This window comes from Roseibium porphyridii (genome assembly GCF_026191725.2).
Taxonomy (GTDB): domain Bacteria; phylum Pseudomonadota; class Alphaproteobacteria; order Rhizobiales; family Stappiaceae; genus Roseibium; species Roseibium porphyridii.
Map to the genome: position 1 here is coordinate 2,969,058 of NZ_CP120863.1, position 15,745 is coordinate 2,984,802.

Below are 15,745 nucleotides of genomic sequence, written 5' to 3' on the forward strand. Positions count from 1 at the left end.
CGGCAAATGGGCTCCTGGCTCGGCGCAGAATGTCGAGTTTGTGTGTCAGTCTTTTTACAGTTCAAATGTCTCTACCAGCTTTGCGACTGGCAATGAGTTGAGGCGGCAGATGGAGGTAAGAGGCAACAAACGAGTTGTCTATAAGGACGCAACTTTCCGCAAATTTCCAGCTGCAATGACTGCCGCATCCAGAGATGAATGTGATCTGATTTTGTTGTGGCTTTTGGGCTGTCTCGCAGCATGGACATTGACCTTCCTGTTGCGATCAGAGCGAGTTTGAAGCTCTGTCTTGACTTGTTGGATGACGTCAGCCGTTGTTCTGCAACAAAATGGTTTCCTTGGAGGGCGGATGTTCTTCTACGTTTCGAAAATCGGTCAGTTTTTCATTCAGCCTTCGAACTTTCTGATCGCGTTGATTCTGTTTGGCTTGGTGATAACGGCATTCACCAATCGTCGGCGTATCGCAAAGCTGATGACTTGGACCGGGCTTATTGGCCTGATTATTTGTGGATTTTCTCCAGCAGCCAACTGGTTGATCCAGCCACTGGAAGACCGGTTTCCTCGTCCCGCAGAGATCAGTGGATTTGATGGCATTATCGTTCTCGGTGGCGCGGTCGATACCGTCGTGACCGGTGTTCGAGGAGACACTGCTTTGACCATGTCGGCTGAACGCATAACGATCACTGCGCGGCTTGCAAGATTGTTGCCTGACGCAATCGTCGTGCACACCGGCGGTCAGGGCGTCATTATTTCTTCGCAGGCGACGGAGGCCGAGGGGGCAGGACGTCTCTTTGCCGATTTTGGAATTTCACCGGAGCGCGTTGTGCTGGAGGACGAGTCGCGCAACACCTGGGAAAACGCAACCTTGAGCAAGAAGATCGTGGATCCGCAGCCGGGCCAAAGGTGGCTGCTCGTCACCTCCGCCTATCACATGCCCAGGTCCATGGGGGTCTTTGAGAAGGCCGGGTGGACAGGGCTGACGGCTTATCCTGTGGACTATAGAACCAGGGGGGAAGTGGACAGAGGGTTGGGATTCGATGGCGCTTCAAAGGGGCTGCGCCGATTCGACATCGCGTTTAGAGAATGGCTCGGATTGGCGGTCTATTGGGCGATCGGGCGGAGCACGGAATTTTTCCCACAACCCTGAAGGCGGCAAATCACTTTTAACTTACATCTCATTTTTGGGTTCAACCTCTTTTACAGACGGTTGCGTCGCACCATATATTGAATGAACTCAGGGATTTGAAAGGACGTGGGCTCATGGTCCTCGAAGCGCCGATCGTCGCGGCAGACGTTGTACAGTGGCTCTACAGCGACGCTTCGCATTTGAATGATACTTTGGAAATCGTTTCAGAGCTTGCTGAACGCCTGCGTCGCGGCAATGTGCCGGTCGACAGGGCGACAACAGGTATCTGGGTCGTCCACCCGAACGTGCGTGCAGAAGCATCCATTTGGGCAAGTGATGGAACGCGGGAGCTCAGGCTCTATACGTCTGATAACAGTTCGGAAGAGGACTACCATTCCAGTCCGATCAAGCGTGTTCACGAAACGAGCGCTGCAGTGCGTGTCCGGATCGAGAAAGAACCTTCGATTGCCGTGGAGTTTCCGGTCACGGTTGAACTGCGGGATGAAGGTTACACCGACTATATTGCGCTGCCGCTGCCGTTTTCGGATGGCTCTGTAAAGGTTGCTACCTTCGCAACCAAGACGCCCGGTGGGTTTGCAAGTTCTCATATCAGTGTTTTTGAGTCGCTCGTGCGGCCGCTGGCCCTGGTGTGTGAGCTCAAAACCTTGAAACGCACGGCGGAAACTGTACTGGAGACTTATGTTGGCCCGCGCGCCGGTTCGCGCGTTCTCGACGGGACGACACGCCGAGGCGAGGGCGAGTGGATCAAAGCGGTTGTAAGCTTTGCCGACATTCGCGGGTTTACCCGGATGTCCAACACCTTGCCTGCCGACAAGGTCATCTTGTTTTTGAACAAGTATTTCGGTGCAATGACGGCAGCTGTGGAAGCCCATGGCGGCGAAGTGCTGAAGTTCATCGGCGATGAAGTGATGGCCATCTTCCCCTATGAAACGGATGATGAGGCGCGCGATGCCGCCAAGCGGGCCTTGCTTGCAGCGCGCGAGACACTGCAGCGGATCGAAACGATCAACAGCGCGAGAACATGCGCTGCGACCCCGGACATGAGCGTTGGGATCGCGTTGCATGCCGGCGATGTATTCTATGGCAATGTCGGCAGCGAAACGCGGCTTGATTTCACTGTGGTGGGACCGGTCGTCAACCTGGCGGCGCGTATTGCCGAACTGGCGAAAGACCTTGAGCGTCAAGTGCTGGTTTCCGACGCTCTTTCCGACATCATGGGCTGCCGTTCAGGTCTTTATGGACGGTATCAGGTGAAGGGTTTCGACGACCCGGTATCGGTTTATTCTCCGGATTTGACGGGTGATCCAAGGTTTGGATATTGCCCTGAAAACACGGCTGAGCGTGCTCTTGAAGCAAACTGACGCCGTGTGAGCACGATCAGTACTGCGAGCGTGGCCCCTGCAAAAACGTAGGGGCCGGCAAACCAGCCAAGAAATCCGATTGCGAAGAAAAAAGCGCGTTGACCTCGGTTGAAATGGCGTCCGGCGAGTACGTTTAGTTCGCCGGCCTGCATTGCCATTTTTCGAACCGCTTGGTCTTCAGCTTGTCCGAGGTCCGGAACGGCACCCATAATGATGCTCGCATAGTTGAAAAGCCGATAGGCCCAGCCGAATTTGAAGAAGGCATAGGCGAAAATCAGCATCAGGCCAAGAACCTTGATTTCCCATAAGGCTCGGCTGTCTGCACCTGGTATCGCCAGGTCCCCCGCAATTTGAAGTATCCGCTCTGTCGCGTCGAGCAGTGCAAAACAGCCCCCCATTGCCAAAAGTGCCGTTGAGGCAAAAAAGGCAGTGCCTTGCTGGAGGCCGGCCATGATGGAGGTGTCCATGATGCGGACTTCGCGCATGCACATGGAGATCATCCAGCCACGTCGAAAGTCGTCCATTGCGCTTGACAGAGTTTTTTGTCTTAAGGGACTGACGTCAATCAATAAATTGAAGCCGAACCAGGCAAACAGAAACCAGACGGCTGCGGCGATATCCAGATATGAGAGGGACTGCATCACGAACCTTTTGACGATGCCGGCGGGTGAACTCCGGCTTTAAATTGTCATAACAGAGTTTATCCAACAGCACTAAGGAACACTGTGGGAAACCATAAGGTGCTGAAAAACTGAAAGGATTTAAGCTCTGCAAAAAAGCGATACCAGTTGCTCCTTTTTTGCGCTTGCGAAAGGGTAAGGGATCGTTTACCTCATCGCCCCAATGGCGCCACATTTGAGGTCGGTGGGACCCGGTGCCGAATAACAAAGTGTAGGGATTTGATGGACGAAAACGTGCAGAAATCTTGTTGGAGCGTCACTCTTTGGACTGTCGCTGTCGTTGGCGTCGCGTTGACGATGGTTCTTTTGTTCAATGATGTGGAAAGTGCCAAACAAGCCGTCGCTGTTGCTCAATAAGAACAGCTGGACGTGTTCAGAACAAAGGCGCAGCCGGGAGCTGCGCCTTTTCGTTTTTCTAGCCGGAAATGTCCGCGCGACGCCTATCAGCTGATCCTGTCGATCCTGGGCGATTGGATGGACCGGAGACCTTTCTGAATTCCATTTGACGCACAACGATCCGACCTGCCGGCCGGCTGATCAGAAATCCAGTATAGGCGTTTTGCCGAAGTGGCAGCAGCACCATCTGGACCGAACCGGCACCGGGCCAGGCAAGGCGGGCACCCCAACCCGGAACGTTTTGCGGCGTCTCCTTACCGAGAAGCGCCTGAATATCGACGCCATGGAGCAAATTGGTTCCGCTTGCATCCCATTCTATCGACGCAAGGCCGTTTTCGATCCGGAAAAGGTGTATCCGGGTCCCGCCGATCTTCACACTCAGGCCATCGCCTTCAGTACCGGCAATCTCGGCTGTACCGGCATTTCGATCGACTTCGATCGTCCTGCGCACGTCGCCTTCCTGAACAAACCCGGCCGTATTGCGAACCTCAAATGTGCCAAGCGGCCAATCGCTGGCGGCAAGTGAAACCGTCAAAAGAAGATACGCCAAACCTGTGAATAACGAACGGATCAATGAAATGCCCCAAGTTGCCCTTGGCTTAAATCTAAGTTGGGAAACTTTAGAAAGTCTTTGTTCGAATTGAGAAAATCGCTAACGTCGTTATACGGAATTGTCAGTGTTCATTTTGACAGTGTGACAACCAGATCTTCGATGGTGGAATGCTCGGGCTGCCATCCGGTGGTGCGACGGGCGTGACTGACGTCCACTTTCTGCGACAAGGCATAACCCGCGCTCCAGTCGGTTTCCGGATCTGTCTCTTCGGGGGCTTGCGTCGTGTCGATTTCCAACGGTGCGCCGTGTCTTGCGGAAATGTGCGATGCAAGGTGACCGACCGAGATCCCGGCAATGCAGCTGGCAATCAGGGACATTCTGAAACGGGACTGTTGCAGAACGCGCGCGTAGAAATCTGCAAGATCGTTGACTTCGACCAGTGGCCACAGCGTATCGCGCGTAGCTCTTGTTTTGAACGGTTGGCCCTTCTTCAAGGCATCGGTCATCTCTGCGATAGGTCCGAAGTTCCGGCTGCACACCAGTGCCGGATGCACCACGGCAAGGTTCATGTCTGTGCCGTGTGACAAGGTTCTGATTGTCTCGGTCATATAGCGAAAGGCAGGCAGAGGCGAAAATGGAGTTTTTTCCGTGATCACGTTTCGTGATGTCGTTTGCGGAAACAGCCAGACACCGCCGGTGTAGATCACCTTGAGTGGTTGCTGACGGTGCTGCGCGGCCTTTTTCAATGCCAACATTGATTGCCTGTCGACACGGCCCATGTCTGCAGAAAAAGTTGCGCCGGAGTGCACCACCGCGTCACAGGCGGCAGCGCGGCTCACCCAGCTTTCTGGAGAGCGCAGGTCACCGGGGTAGGCATTGGCCCCCAGAGCACGTAGTTTTTCAGCCGACGCGTCTGATCTGGCGAGGCCGACAATCCGGGCGTTCTCGTCGAGAAGTCGCTTAAGGACTGCCGAACCAATGCTACCGGTCCCGCCTGTGAGAAACACTTCCATACGTCTATGAGACCCCTGTTGGGCGTCTACCGCAAGCGTTACGTCACTCTTGCTGTGCAAAATCCACCGCCGTTTCCAGAAGTCAGCTTGACGGAACCGGCAGGCCTGCTAGGTCAGGTCTATGACCTTGCATCTTGTCAAATTGTGTGTGGGAGCAGACAGCGCAGAATCTCTTCAGGCCTGGATCGACTACCGTGTCGAGCAGGCGCGCCTTGCTGGTGCGGAAGAGGTGACGACACACACAACACGCATGGTCCCGACCCGAAAGGATGAGTTGCTGGACGGCGGGTCGCTCTTCTGGGTCATCAAGGGGAAGATCCAAGCGCGCCAACACCTGTTGGACATTCGCCCGTTTACCGATGATGCGGGTATCAAACGGTGCAATCTTGTGCTGGAACCCCGTTTGATATTGACCCAATACCGGCCCAAGCGCCCGTTTCAGGGTTGGCGGTATCTGAAGGTGGATGAAGCTCCCGGTGATATCCGGCTTGCAGGCGAGGCGGTGGCGATGCCGGACGCAATGCGTCGCGACCTGACAGAGCTTTGCCTCCTCTAACGAAAGGCTCAATTGCGGGCGTTGTAAGCGGATTGGGCGGAAAGTGCGTTGCGCAGATGTGAGAGCAAGGCGTCCAGTTCAGGCCAGCCGCGCCCCAGCTTCGGGTTGTCCTTTTTTCGGGTCATGGCCAAATGCGCGTAACCGTGAACGAGCGACCAGATCAGGATCTCGGTTTCTTCGATCTCAGTTCCGGCAGGCACCAAGGGTGCACACGTTTCCCGCAAGATACTGTATGCCTTGGAAGAGGCCTCACAGAAGTCCTGGTCGTTCTCATTGAATTTCTGCCCCGAGAAGATGAACAGAAACAATTCCGGATGTCCCGCTGCGTAGTCCAGGTAGCCGTGACAGATCGCAGAGAGACGCTCAAAAGGCGCAGGGCCCGCCTTGTCTCTTCTTGCAAGCATGGCATCGCAAAAAAGACGATATCCTCTGGCTGCGATGGCCGTTGAAAGCCCCATCAGGTTTTTGAAGTGATAGCCTGGCGCTGCATGCGAAACACCAGCCATTGCCGCGCATTCCCTCAAGGACAAACCATCGGGCCCTCGGTCTCTCAACAATTCGACGCCTGCATCAACCAACTTGGTGCGAAGCGTTCCGTCCCTCGGGCGGCTTTTGGAGGCATTCGTCATGAAGGCTTCATCCGTGATTAGCTTGACACTGTCAAGTTCGATCTTATCTTGACAGTGTCAAGTTATGAGGAGGGGAACGACATGGAACGAATTTCAAGGCTTGCGAACAGCTCCGGCTTTTGGCTGGCGACGGTATCTTCGGTCTTGGTTGCAATCGTGTCTTACCGCTTCATACCGCTGGGAGTTCAACAGGGAATGGAATTCGTTGCCCATAATCTCAGCGGTAACGCCCTGGCACTTTACGCACATATCGGGGTCGCGCCGGTTGCACTGGCCCTGATGCCGTTTCAATTCATGTCCGTCTTGCGGTCACGCTGGCCTGCTCTGCACCGTTGGAGTGGTCGGGTCTACGTGGGAGCAATCCTTGTCTCGGGCCTTGCGGGTCTTCAGCTTGCATTCCATACGACCACCGGCGCCTTTGCCACGGTTGGGTTTGCCACGCTGGCAGTCGTTTGGCTGGGTACCACGGGTGCAGCCTTCTATTTTGCGGTGAATCGTCAGATTGCTCGGCACAGACGCTGGATGCTTCGGTCCGCGGCGCTTACCTTTGCCGCCGTCACCTTAAGGGTCTATCTGGGGTCTTCGATGGCCTTAGGTGCAGACTTTGCCATTGCGTACCCCATCATAAGTTGGGCGTGCTGGGTACCGAATGCTCTTTTGGTGGAGTTCTATCTTCGCCGGGCTCATTTCTTGAAGCATCGAACCACGTGAACGGCCTCTACGAAAATTTTGGTCCCTGCACTCAGCTCCCGTGAGCACCTGAACTTGCCAAAGTCCCTCGAGCGTCCCAAGTTGAATGTCAGAGAAAGTCACAAGGACTAGGCAAGCATGGGTAAGACCGACGACCGCATGAAAGAAGCGCTTGTCCGGCAAAAATCAGAACTTCCGTCAGCGGATGCCGATGTCTCGGCATTCCTGGAAAAGGCGCGAAGCATCAAACCGCAGCCAGGAAGCGACGGTCGTTTGATTTTTGCGCTTGATGCGACGATGAGCCGACAGCCGACCTGGGACCAGGCCTGTCACATTCAGGCAGAAATGTTTCAGGAAGCCGGGAGCATCGGTGGGCTGAACATCAAGCTTGTTTTTTTTCGAGGATTCGGCGAATGCCGGGCATCGCGATGGTTTAATTCCAGCGATGATTTGGCTCGTGCGATGAGTCGAATTTCATGTCAGGGCGGGCGCACGCAGATTCGCAAGGTTCTGACGGCCGCGCTTGAAGCGGCCGACAGGGAAAAGATAGCGGCGCTGGTCTATGTCGGCGACTGTATGGAAGAAGATGTCGATTTGCTGTGCGACAAGGCGGGTCAACTTGGGCTGCTCGGGGTGCCGATGTTTCTGTTTCAGGAGGGTCGCGATCCAGTAGCGGAAAAAGCTTTTCGTGAAATGGCGCGCCTGACAAAGGGGGCCTATTGCCCATTCGATGCTGGAGCAGCCCGACAATTGGCAGAGCTTTTGAAGGCGGTTGCAGTTTTTGCAAGCGGTGGTCGATCGGCGCTTCACGCGTTGGAAAAAAGGGGCGGGCAGGGTGCGCGGCTGCTTCTGCAACAGCTTCCTCCAAAGTCGTGACCCGAATCTGCAAGAGGCTACCTAAGAGCGTTCCTTCAAAAGTGCTTTGGAATGCCCCATTTTGATGGCAGGAAGTTCGTGGCAGTTTGGAGCTGCCCGATCCTTTATCTGTCAATCCAGTCCCAAGGGACCGAATGTTCTACCTACTGATCGGAATTGTCCTTCTCGTCGCCGTTTTGACGCTGGCCAGGAACTTTGTGCACGCCAACCCAGCCGCGCTTGCCAGGCAACTGCGTACATTCGCTGGGGTCTTCATGATAGCACTTGCAGGATTTTTTGCCGTTACGGGACGCTTTGCGTTTGCGCTACCAGCATTTGGGCTTGGCGTGATGTTGCTTCGACAACATGTCTTTCCGGGTCTTTCTGGTGGCTACAAACCGCAGAAGTCTTCCGGGCAGAGGTCGCGTGTGCGAACGGCAATGGTTGAAATGGAGTTGGATCACGACAGCGGAGCCATGACCGGGACGGTGTTGGCCGGCGGCTTTCAGGGCCGCGGGCTTGATGATCTCAACGACCAGGAACTTGAAACATTCTGGCGCGAATCTGGCCAGGATGAACAAAGTCAGAAGTTAGTCGAAGCTTATCTCGACCGCCGGCTTGCCGGATGGCGTGAACACTTCCAGACGGATGGAACAGAGCGGCAGGGAAGCTCGCCGAGCGCGGGCCCCATGACAGATGAGGAGGCCTACCAGATCCTGGGGCTTACGCCCGAAGCCGGGGACGCGGAAATTCGAGCCGCGCACCGAAGGCTTATGATGCGGGTTCATCCCGACCAGGGAGGATCCGGTTTCCTCGCGGCGAAAATCAACGAGGCTAAAGACACGCTTCTCAGAAGACATTGACGGCATCCGTTACGCGGTTACTGATAGATGGCGAAGCAAGCATATTTTGCTTTTTTCAGTGTTCTGCAGGCTCTTTTGGCTGCAGTTTTGTTGTCGAAGCCGACAAACCTTGCTCGATAGAGGGTTTGTCCGCCGGATTCGACCGGTTCGGTATACGGTGAGCGGCCACGCAGGGCGCCACCGGTTTTGGCCTTGGCGTTCTTCAACATACGAATTGCCTGGCCTTCGGTTTCTGTCGCTGCAATCTGGACCTGCCAGCCTGGCTCGATATCCTTGCTGTCGCTGGTTGCCACAGTCACTGTATCGTCGGCTGTTTCAGGCTCGACTGGCGCAAGCGCAGCTACTTGTGTGTCCGGCTGCTGTTCGATTGCCTGTTTTGCACTGATCGTTGCTACAGGCACGGTGTCCAGCTGGATTGTTTCTACTTGAACGGACCGGGTTGCCGGAGCATTCGAAAGGGCCAGTTGCTGTTGCGACGTTCCACCTGAACGGGCTTGAGCGGCCTGAAGCAGTGCAGTTTTCGAGATGGAATTCGTGCTCAACGAGCCGTCCGGGCTTTCCGGCGGAATAGGCGGCAGCGCGGTTGCAACTGCGAAGGTGCTGTCGAAACGCTGCTTCACGAGGCGCGGCGGCAACGGCACTGCTTCACCAAAACCGGGCACGGTTGCCGGCTGCGGGGCAGGTACGACACCAGCCTGTTTGGGCGCTGAAAACGCAAGCACCATCGGAGCACCGGTCGCAGGCGCAGGTTTGCTGCCGGGCTTAGAAACCGGCAACGGCGGATTTTTCAAATTCGCGGCAACGAATGTCGGTTGAACATTGCTCTTTGCGATCGCAGGCACGGTTTTTGGTCCGCGGCTGGCTTTGCGCAGATAACGGCTGATGAGATTGGTCATATGGGCGTTTCTGGACTTTCCAGACCTGCCACCCATGACAACTGCAACAATGTGGCGTCCGTCGCGATTGACAGAAGTGACCAGATTGAAACCGGACGCGCGAATGTAGCCTGTCTTAATGCCGTCTACGCCCTTGACCCGACCAAGCAGCTTGTTGTGATTGCCGTAGGTCCGGCCTTTGTATTTGTATGACCGGGTTTTGAAGTAGCCGTAATACTGCGGAAAGCGCTCCTGAATTGCCCGACCAAGCCGTGCCATGTCTCTTGCGGTTGTGCGCTGTTTGGAGTTTGGCAGACCGTGTGGGTTGCGGAAGGTCGTTTTGGACATGCCGAGCTGACGCGCAGTCCTGGTCATGCGTTGCGCGAACTTCTTCTCAGAACCGCCGATGTTTTCCGCCACAACTGTTGCAACATCATTGGCTGACTTGGTTACGAGCGCCAGAATGGCATCCTTGACCCTGATCGTGCGGCCTGCCTTGACGCCTATCTTCGAAGGTGGGCGACCAGCGGCATATTTGGATACGGTCAATTTGGAATCGAGCGAAAGCCGACCTGCCTCGAGCTCTTCAAAGACCACGTAAAGGGTCATGATCTTTGTCAGCGAAGCTGGGTAGCGATAGGCATCTGCGGAAGATGCATAAAGGGTCTTGCCGGTTTTTGCGTCGACAACGATGCCGGCATATTTCGGGTTGGCCATCGCCGTAGACGGAACACTCAGCAAGAGAGCGCCTAGGACCAAAATCTTGCCTGCACGGGCAACCATTCTCGCATTGCGAAGAAAACGCATACCAAACACAATAACTATCCCATTCAGGGTCACGCGGCCAGTGTTTGAAGTTGCCTGGACTGGATCATGAACCCCCGTGCGATTCAATCCGGCTACCCCGTCGACTACGTGTGTATTTGATGGAAACACGGTTACGAATGTGTAAATAGTTTGCGCAAAAAACACTTAAAAAAATTGATTTTGATTAGAGTTAATCAATAGTTAATCGGTTGTTATTTGATTTTTATATCGTTAGCGAAGATAATTTTTGAAATTATCAAGTAAATTTTCTTAATGAAGTGTTTCTTTTTTGGGTCGTGTTGTTTCATGGTGAAAATATTGGAGGAATAACTTGAAGTGCCGCTGGGGCATTCGTTGCAGTGGATTTTCTATTTGGCTGCTATTTTACCTGTCGCGGGTACGCGCCTTTCGGTTTTATAACATTATTAATTTCTCGTAATGGTTGTTGTTGCGATGCAAAATCACCTTGACACTTTTTGTGCAGTGCATTATGTGAAGTTTCATTAGGTAACGCGATTAGCGCGCCGGCTGCCGAATGGAGCAACCACGAGGCCACAAAGACCGGTTCGCCGGATGAGGGCAGTTAGATGATGAATAACTTCGATGAGATCCAGAAGATGAGCAAAGACAACATGGACATGGCCATGGAGTCGTTCGGCACGATGAGCAAAGGCATGCAGGCAATTGCAGCCGAAGTCGCTGACTATCAGAAAAAGTCCTTCGATGAAGGTACTGCTGCAGTCGAGAAGCTCGTGTCCTCCAAATCTCTGGACAAGGCTTTTGAAGCTCAGGCTGACTACGCCAAGAGCGCTTACGAAGGCTTCGTCGGTGAAATGACCAAGCTCGGTGAAATGTTCACTGACATGTCCAAAGACGCTTACAAGCCTTACGAAGGCGTGATGAGCAAGTTGGCAAAGTAATTTCCAATTTCTGCCGCTGAAAGGCAGTGAATTGATCGAAACCCGGCTTATTTGAGCCGGGTTTTTTCGTATATGCACAGTTTTGCCCAGTCTTTTGTTGGTGTCGAACACATCGTCTTCACGGATTGGAAATGCGCTACCTCCCCATCTTTTAATCTCTTTTGAGAGACCTACATTCAGCAATACCGGCTGCACTTTATGCCGATTTGTGCAGTTCACCGGTTTGTTGATGAAATCGACCATTGCGCAAGGACGGCTTGCGCGGCAGGATTACCGTAGAAGCAAAGCGACCGCGGACGTTTTTCGGAGCTGCGGTTTGGGTTACGGGCAGGCTTTCCAGAGTTAGCTTCTGCCCGCTAGTATGAAATGAGTGATGGCCGGAGTGAATAAGGCGATAGACTGGGCAATGTCGGCAGGCTCTGATTATGACAATGACGGTGGCGATGCCGGAACGGTCGTTGTCACCCGGACGAAAACGGTTACCAAGCGGCCAAATCTGTATCGTGTGCTGCTGCTGAATGACGACTACACGCCGATGGAGTTTGTCATTCACGTTGTGGAGAACTTCTTCCAAAAAAACCGCGAAGAAGCGACTCGCATCATGCTTCATGTTCACCACCACGGCGTCGGAGAATGCGGGATATTTTCTTACGAAGTCGCGGAAACAAAAGTGACACAGGTGATGGATTTTGCGCGAAAGCACCAACATCCTTTGCAATGCGTCATGGAAAAAAAGTGAGGACCAACGCACGTGCCTTCCTTCTCACGCAGTCTTGAAAAAGCCCTTCACCAGGCTCTGGCGTTCGCGAACGAACGCCAGCAGGAATATGCGACACTCGAGCATCTCCTTCTGGCGTTGCTCGATGACCAGGATGCTGCGGCCGTAATGCGGGCCTGCAATGTTGACCTGGATACAATCCGCAGGAACCTCCTAGAATACATCGAAACCGAACTCGATAATCTGGTCACGGACAGTGACGATGATTCCAAGCCGACCGCTGGTTTTCAGCGCGTCATTCAACGTGCCGTGATTCATGTGCAGTCTTCTGGGCGTGAAGAAGTCACGGGCGCGAATGTGCTGGTTGCGATTTTTGCTGAGAGGGAAAGCCACGCTGCTTACTTCCTGCAAGACCAGGATATGACGCGTTACGATGCGGTGAATTATATTTCACACGGTATCGCGAAACGCCCTGGTATGTCCGAAGCCAGACCCGTGGAAGGTGCGGAAGAAGAAGACGTATTGCCAGGCGCGGAGGCGGACAAGAAATCAAGTCAGAAGACCGATGCGCTTGAAGCTTATTGTGTCAATCTCAATGACAAGGCGACTGGTGGCAAAATCGATCCACTGATTGGACGAGACAGCGAAATCCAGCGCACAATCCAGATTTTGTGCCGGCGGTCAAAGAACAATCCGCTGTTTGTCGGAGACCCAGGTGTTGGCAAAACTGCGATCGCGGAAGGATTGGCCCACCGTATCGTCAATGGTGACGTGCCTGATGTTCTAAAGGACGCCACCATCTTTTCGCTGGATATGGGCTCGCTTCTTGCCGGAACGCGCTATCGCGGCGATTTCGAGGAACGTCTGAAGCAGGTGGTCAAGGAGATCGAGGACTACCCGGGTGCCGTCATGTTCATTGACGAGATCCATACCGTGATTGGGGCAGGTGCCACATCCGGTGGTGCCATGGATGCCTCCAATCTTCTCAAACCGGCGCTTGCGTCGGGAGCAATCCGTTGCATTGGGTCCACGACCTACAAGGAGTATCGCCAGTTTTTCGAAAAGGATCGGGCACTTGTGCGGCGATTCCAGAAGATCGATGTCAACGAACCGTCGATTCCCGATGCAATCGATATCCTTCGCGGACTGAAGCCCTATTTCGAAGACTTCCATAAGGTTCGCTACACCAACGATGCCATCAAGACAGCTGTTGAGCTGTCAGCGAAATACATTTCTGACCGCAAGCTTCCAGACAAAGCCATCGATGTTCTGGACGAGACCGGTGCGTCCCAAATGCTTGTGCCGGAGGCGCGGCGGCGTAAGACCATTGGTGTGAAGGAAATCGAAAACACCATTGCCACAATGGCCAGGATCCCGCCGAAGTCGGTTTCCAAGGATGACGCTGAAGTTCTTGAGAACCTCGGCAAGGACCTGAAACGGGTCGTCTACGGCCAGGACAATGCGATTGAAACCCTGGCCTCGGCGATCAAGCTGGCCAGAGCGGGGCTTCGCGAGCCTGACAAGCCGATCGGCAGTTACCTGTTCTCCGGACCGACTGGTGTCGGCAAGACGGAAGTTGCCCGTCAGTTGGCTTCATCGCTCGGGGTAGAGCTGATCCGTTTTGATATGTCGGAGTATATGGAGCGGCACACGGTGTCGCGCCTGATCGGCGCACCTCCGGGCTATGTCGGATTTGATCAAGGTGGCCTGTTGACCGATGGCGTCGATCAGCATCCGCATTGCGTGCTGCTGCTGGACGAGATCGAGAAGGCCCACCCGGATCTGTTCAACATCCTGCTGCAGGTCATGGACCACGGCAAATTGACCGACCACAACGGCAAACAGGTCGATTTCCGCAATGTCATCTTGATCATGACGACGAATGCTGGCGCTGCGGACATGGCCAAGATGCCTGTCGGCTTCAATCGTGTGAAACGTGAAGGTGACGATACCGAAGCGATCAACAAGCTGTTCACGCCAGAGTTCCGCAATCGTCTGGACGCGATCATTCCGTTTGGCAACTTGCCGATCGAGGTCGTCTACAAAGTCGTCGAGAAGTTCGTCATGCAGCTGGAAGTACAGCTTGCTGATCGCAACGTGACGTTCGAGTTGACCGATGAGGCCGTGAAATGGCTGGCGACGAAAGGGTATGATGATCGAATGGGCGCTCGACCTCTCGGCCGGATTATCCAGGAGCATATCAAGCGACCGCTTGCCGATGAGGTGCTGTTCGGCAAGTTGAAAAAAGGCGGCATGGTCAAAGTGTCGGTTTCGGAAGACGGGAAGGGTCTCCTTCTTGAAAGCGTTGAGGAGCGGGCGACACCACCGAAAACCAAAGCCAAGACCGAGCCCAAGCCGCGCCCTAAGCGCAAGCGGAAAGCGCCGGCGAAATCGGCAGCGTCCGGCAAGGACAGCAAAGCATCGTCGTCCGGCAAAGGCGGTTCCTCCAAGAAGAGCTTGGTGCCCAAGGTGCCGCTGGCGGATTGATCGGTCCGTTCCAAGCTTAGAAAGCCCCGGTATTGCCGGGGCTTTCTTTTTGAGTAAAGGCTGTCGAGCCTAGAATGTGCGGACTGTTGGATGTCGTGTTTGCTAAACGTCGGCAAACAATGTCGGGTCCGGGAAAACAGCCTCCGCGAAGTCGGCGATCGGCAGCATCATGCGGGCCTTGATTTCTGACGTAAACAGCTTCTCGAAATCGATCGAGTCCATAGGTTTTGTCTGTCCGCGCGCATGCCACGCAACAAGACTTTTTGTCGTATGAAAAACTAGGTGATCGAGCCCGTCCGTGAGCTTGCTGTAAAAATCTATGGGATTGTCCGCAAACTTTCCGTTGCTTCGACGAATGTTGATAGGAGGAGAGCTGCCGACGATGTGGCCGGCATCGATTTCCTCGTTCATTAGATGGACTGTCCAGCGCGTCGTGTCTGCGTTTCTTTGCTTTACATCCTCATGCGGTGCCGGACCGGCACCATGCCCGCTCGCTAGGTCGGACGGGTGAAAGTTATAAACACCAAGGTCCGGAATGCGGAGGAACGGTTTGTCGATCAGTTGTCCGAAGCCACAGCACAAAACTGCATGGGGTTTAAAGTCCCGTAGTGTTTCGCGAAACCAATCCTGCTTTATGTCGCCTGTATAAACGGGAATACCTGCCGACAGGGCTGTTCTAACGGTCGCGCTTTCAAGCTCACGTTGCATGTCTTCGGGATAAAGGTGCCATATGCGCTTGCGTGCACTGATCCGGGCATCCTGGTTTAGAGGATCATCTGTCAACAGGCATGAGATGTATAATTTTGCGGGAAAATGGTGTGCGAAGGCGAGCAGTGTCTTGAGCGTCAAAAACCCAACTGGAAGGCTTGCGATCACGGCGATGCGCAGAGTGTCGCTAGCAGGGCGAGGTCTTGAATCAACGCTCGGTTCTATAAATTCACCCCATCGAATGGATTCGTCGTTGTAGACGTGATCGGCAAGACGCAATCCCTTTAGCCACCGATTTAACCAGATGTCTTTTGAGAGGTCTGACATAAAGCGCTGTCCAGTTGAGGTCGATTGCCATTGGTTGAACCAGAGAAATTGCTCATCAAGAACATGTCAATATTGAACAGAACCTGTTGTGGCACCGCGTTGACATTTCGTGGGAACAGGATCAGAAAATAAGGTCTCCTTACGATTTTCGTTTTGGTCT

At 54.1% G+C, this 15,745-nt stretch carries 15 protein-coding genes; 9 read left to right on the top strand and 6 right to left on the bottom strand.

Features of this window, described 5'->3' with window-relative positions; translation table 11 throughout:
* The first annotated feature begins 349 nt into the window (after window positions 1-349).
* Complete coding sequence (locus K1718_RS13970; protein ID WP_265682085.1) at window positions 350-1,147, top strand: YdcF family protein; 798 nt, start codon at window positions 350-352, stop codon at window positions 1,145-1,147.
* A 113-nt stretch (window positions 1,148-1,260) separates the two neighbouring features.
* Window positions 1,261-2,508 (top strand): adenylate/guanylate cyclase domain-containing protein, encoded by a 1,248-nt coding sequence (locus K1718_RS13975; protein WP_265682083.1) that lies wholly within the window; start codon window positions 1,261-1,263, stop codon window positions 2,506-2,508.
* On the opposite strand, the gene K1718_RS13980 is transcribed toward K1718_RS13975, so the two are convergent.
* The 3 genes from K1718_RS13980 to K1718_RS13990 all read right to left on the bottom strand — a co-directional run bounded on the left by K1718_RS13980 (window position 2,427) and on the right by K1718_RS13990 (window position 5,210).
* Complete coding sequence (locus tag K1718_RS13980) at window positions 2,427-3,149, bottom strand: DUF599 domain-containing protein (protein ID WP_152501496.1); 723 nt, start codon at window positions 3,147-3,149, stop codon at window positions 2,427-2,429. The genes K1718_RS13975 and K1718_RS13980 overlap by 82 nt on opposite strands.
* 454 nt (window positions 3,150-3,603) lie before the next feature.
* Window positions 3,604-4,158, bottom strand: coding sequence for a hypothetical protein (locus K1718_RS13985; protein WP_265682079.1), 555 nt, complete (start codon window positions 4,156-4,158; stop codon window positions 3,604-3,606).
* Window positions 4,159-4,265: 107 nt separating this feature from the next.
* Window positions 4,266-5,210 (bottom strand): SDR family oxidoreductase, encoded by a 945-nt coding sequence (locus tag K1718_RS13990; RefSeq protein WP_265682077.1) that lies wholly within the window; start codon window positions 5,208-5,210, stop codon window positions 4,266-4,268.
* Between the two features lie 61 nt (window positions 5,211-5,271).
* Here K1718_RS13990 and K1718_RS13995 point away from each other — a divergent pair, with 61 nt between their 5' ends.
* Window positions 5,272-5,706 carry a DUF1489 family protein gene (locus K1718_RS13995; RefSeq protein ID WP_265682075.1) on the top strand — a complete coding sequence of 145 codons (435 nt, stop codon included), beginning with the start codon at window positions 5,272-5,274 and terminating at the stop codon, window positions 5,704-5,706.
* Between the two features lie 8 nt (window positions 5,707-5,714).
* Here the strand turns inward: K1718_RS13995 and K1718_RS14000 are convergent, their stop codons facing one another.
* On the bottom strand, window positions 5,715-6,335 hold the full coding sequence (locus tag K1718_RS14000; protein ID WP_265682073.1) for a TetR/AcrR family transcriptional regulator: 621 nt from the start codon (window positions 6,333-6,335) through the stop codon (window positions 5,715-5,717).
* 81 nt (window positions 6,336-6,416) lie between these two features.
* On the opposite strand from K1718_RS14000, the gene K1718_RS14005 reads away from it, so the two are divergent.
* The 3 genes from K1718_RS14005 to K1718_RS14015 all read left to right on the top strand — a co-directional run bounded on the left by K1718_RS14005 (window position 6,417) and on the right by K1718_RS14015 (window position 8,743).
* Window positions 6,417-7,046: a DUF2306 domain-containing protein gene (locus K1718_RS14005; RefSeq protein WP_265682071.1), complete on the top strand. Its 630-nt coding sequence runs from the start codon at window positions 6,417-6,419 to the stop codon at window positions 7,044-7,046.
* A gap of 117 nt (window positions 7,047-7,163) precedes the next feature.
* Window positions 7,164-7,901 (top strand): vWA domain-containing protein, encoded by a 738-nt coding sequence (locus K1718_RS14010; RefSeq protein ID WP_209006938.1) that lies wholly within the window; start codon window positions 7,164-7,166, stop codon window positions 7,899-7,901.
* 134 nt (window positions 7,902-8,035) lie between these two features.
* Entirely contained in the window at window positions 8,036-8,743 is a 708-nt protein-coding gene (locus tag K1718_RS14015) for a DnaJ domain-containing protein (protein ID WP_265682069.1), read from the top strand.
* Between the two features lie 17 nt (window positions 8,744-8,760).
* On the opposite strand, the gene K1718_RS14020 is transcribed toward K1718_RS14015, so the two are convergent.
* Complete coding sequence (locus K1718_RS14020; RefSeq protein ID WP_418068034.1) at window positions 8,761-10,425, bottom strand: serine hydrolase; 1,665 nt, start codon at window positions 10,423-10,425, stop codon at window positions 8,761-8,763.
* A 587-nt stretch (window positions 10,426-11,012) separates the two neighbouring features.
* Between K1718_RS14020 and K1718_RS14025 the strand changes: the two genes are divergently transcribed.
* From K1718_RS14025 to clpA, 3 genes are all read left to right on the top strand, one after another.
* Window positions 11,013-11,345, top strand: coding sequence for a phasin family protein (locus tag K1718_RS14025; RefSeq protein ID WP_152501502.1), 333 nt, complete (start codon window positions 11,013-11,015; stop codon window positions 11,343-11,345).
* A gap of 406 nt (window positions 11,346-11,751) precedes the next feature.
* On the top strand, window positions 11,752-12,084 hold the full coding sequence (clpS, locus tag K1718_RS14030; protein WP_148587335.1) for an ATP-dependent Clp protease adapter ClpS: 333 nt from the start codon (window positions 11,752-11,754) through the stop codon (window positions 12,082-12,084).
* 12 nt (window positions 12,085-12,096) lie between these two features.
* On the top strand, window positions 12,097-14,550 hold the full coding sequence (gene clpA / locus K1718_RS14035; RefSeq protein ID WP_152501503.1) for an ATP-dependent Clp protease ATP-binding subunit ClpA: 2,454 nt from the start codon (window positions 12,097-12,099) through the stop codon (window positions 14,548-14,550).
* A 102-nt stretch (window positions 14,551-14,652) separates the two neighbouring features.
* Here clpA and K1718_RS14040 read toward each other — a convergent pair whose 3' ends face one another.
* A complete protein-coding gene (locus tag K1718_RS14040) occupies window positions 14,653-15,585 on the bottom strand; it encodes a formyltransferase family protein (RefSeq protein ID WP_152501504.1) in 933 nt (310 codons plus the stop codon).
* Window positions 15,586-15,745 lie beyond the last annotated feature (160 nt).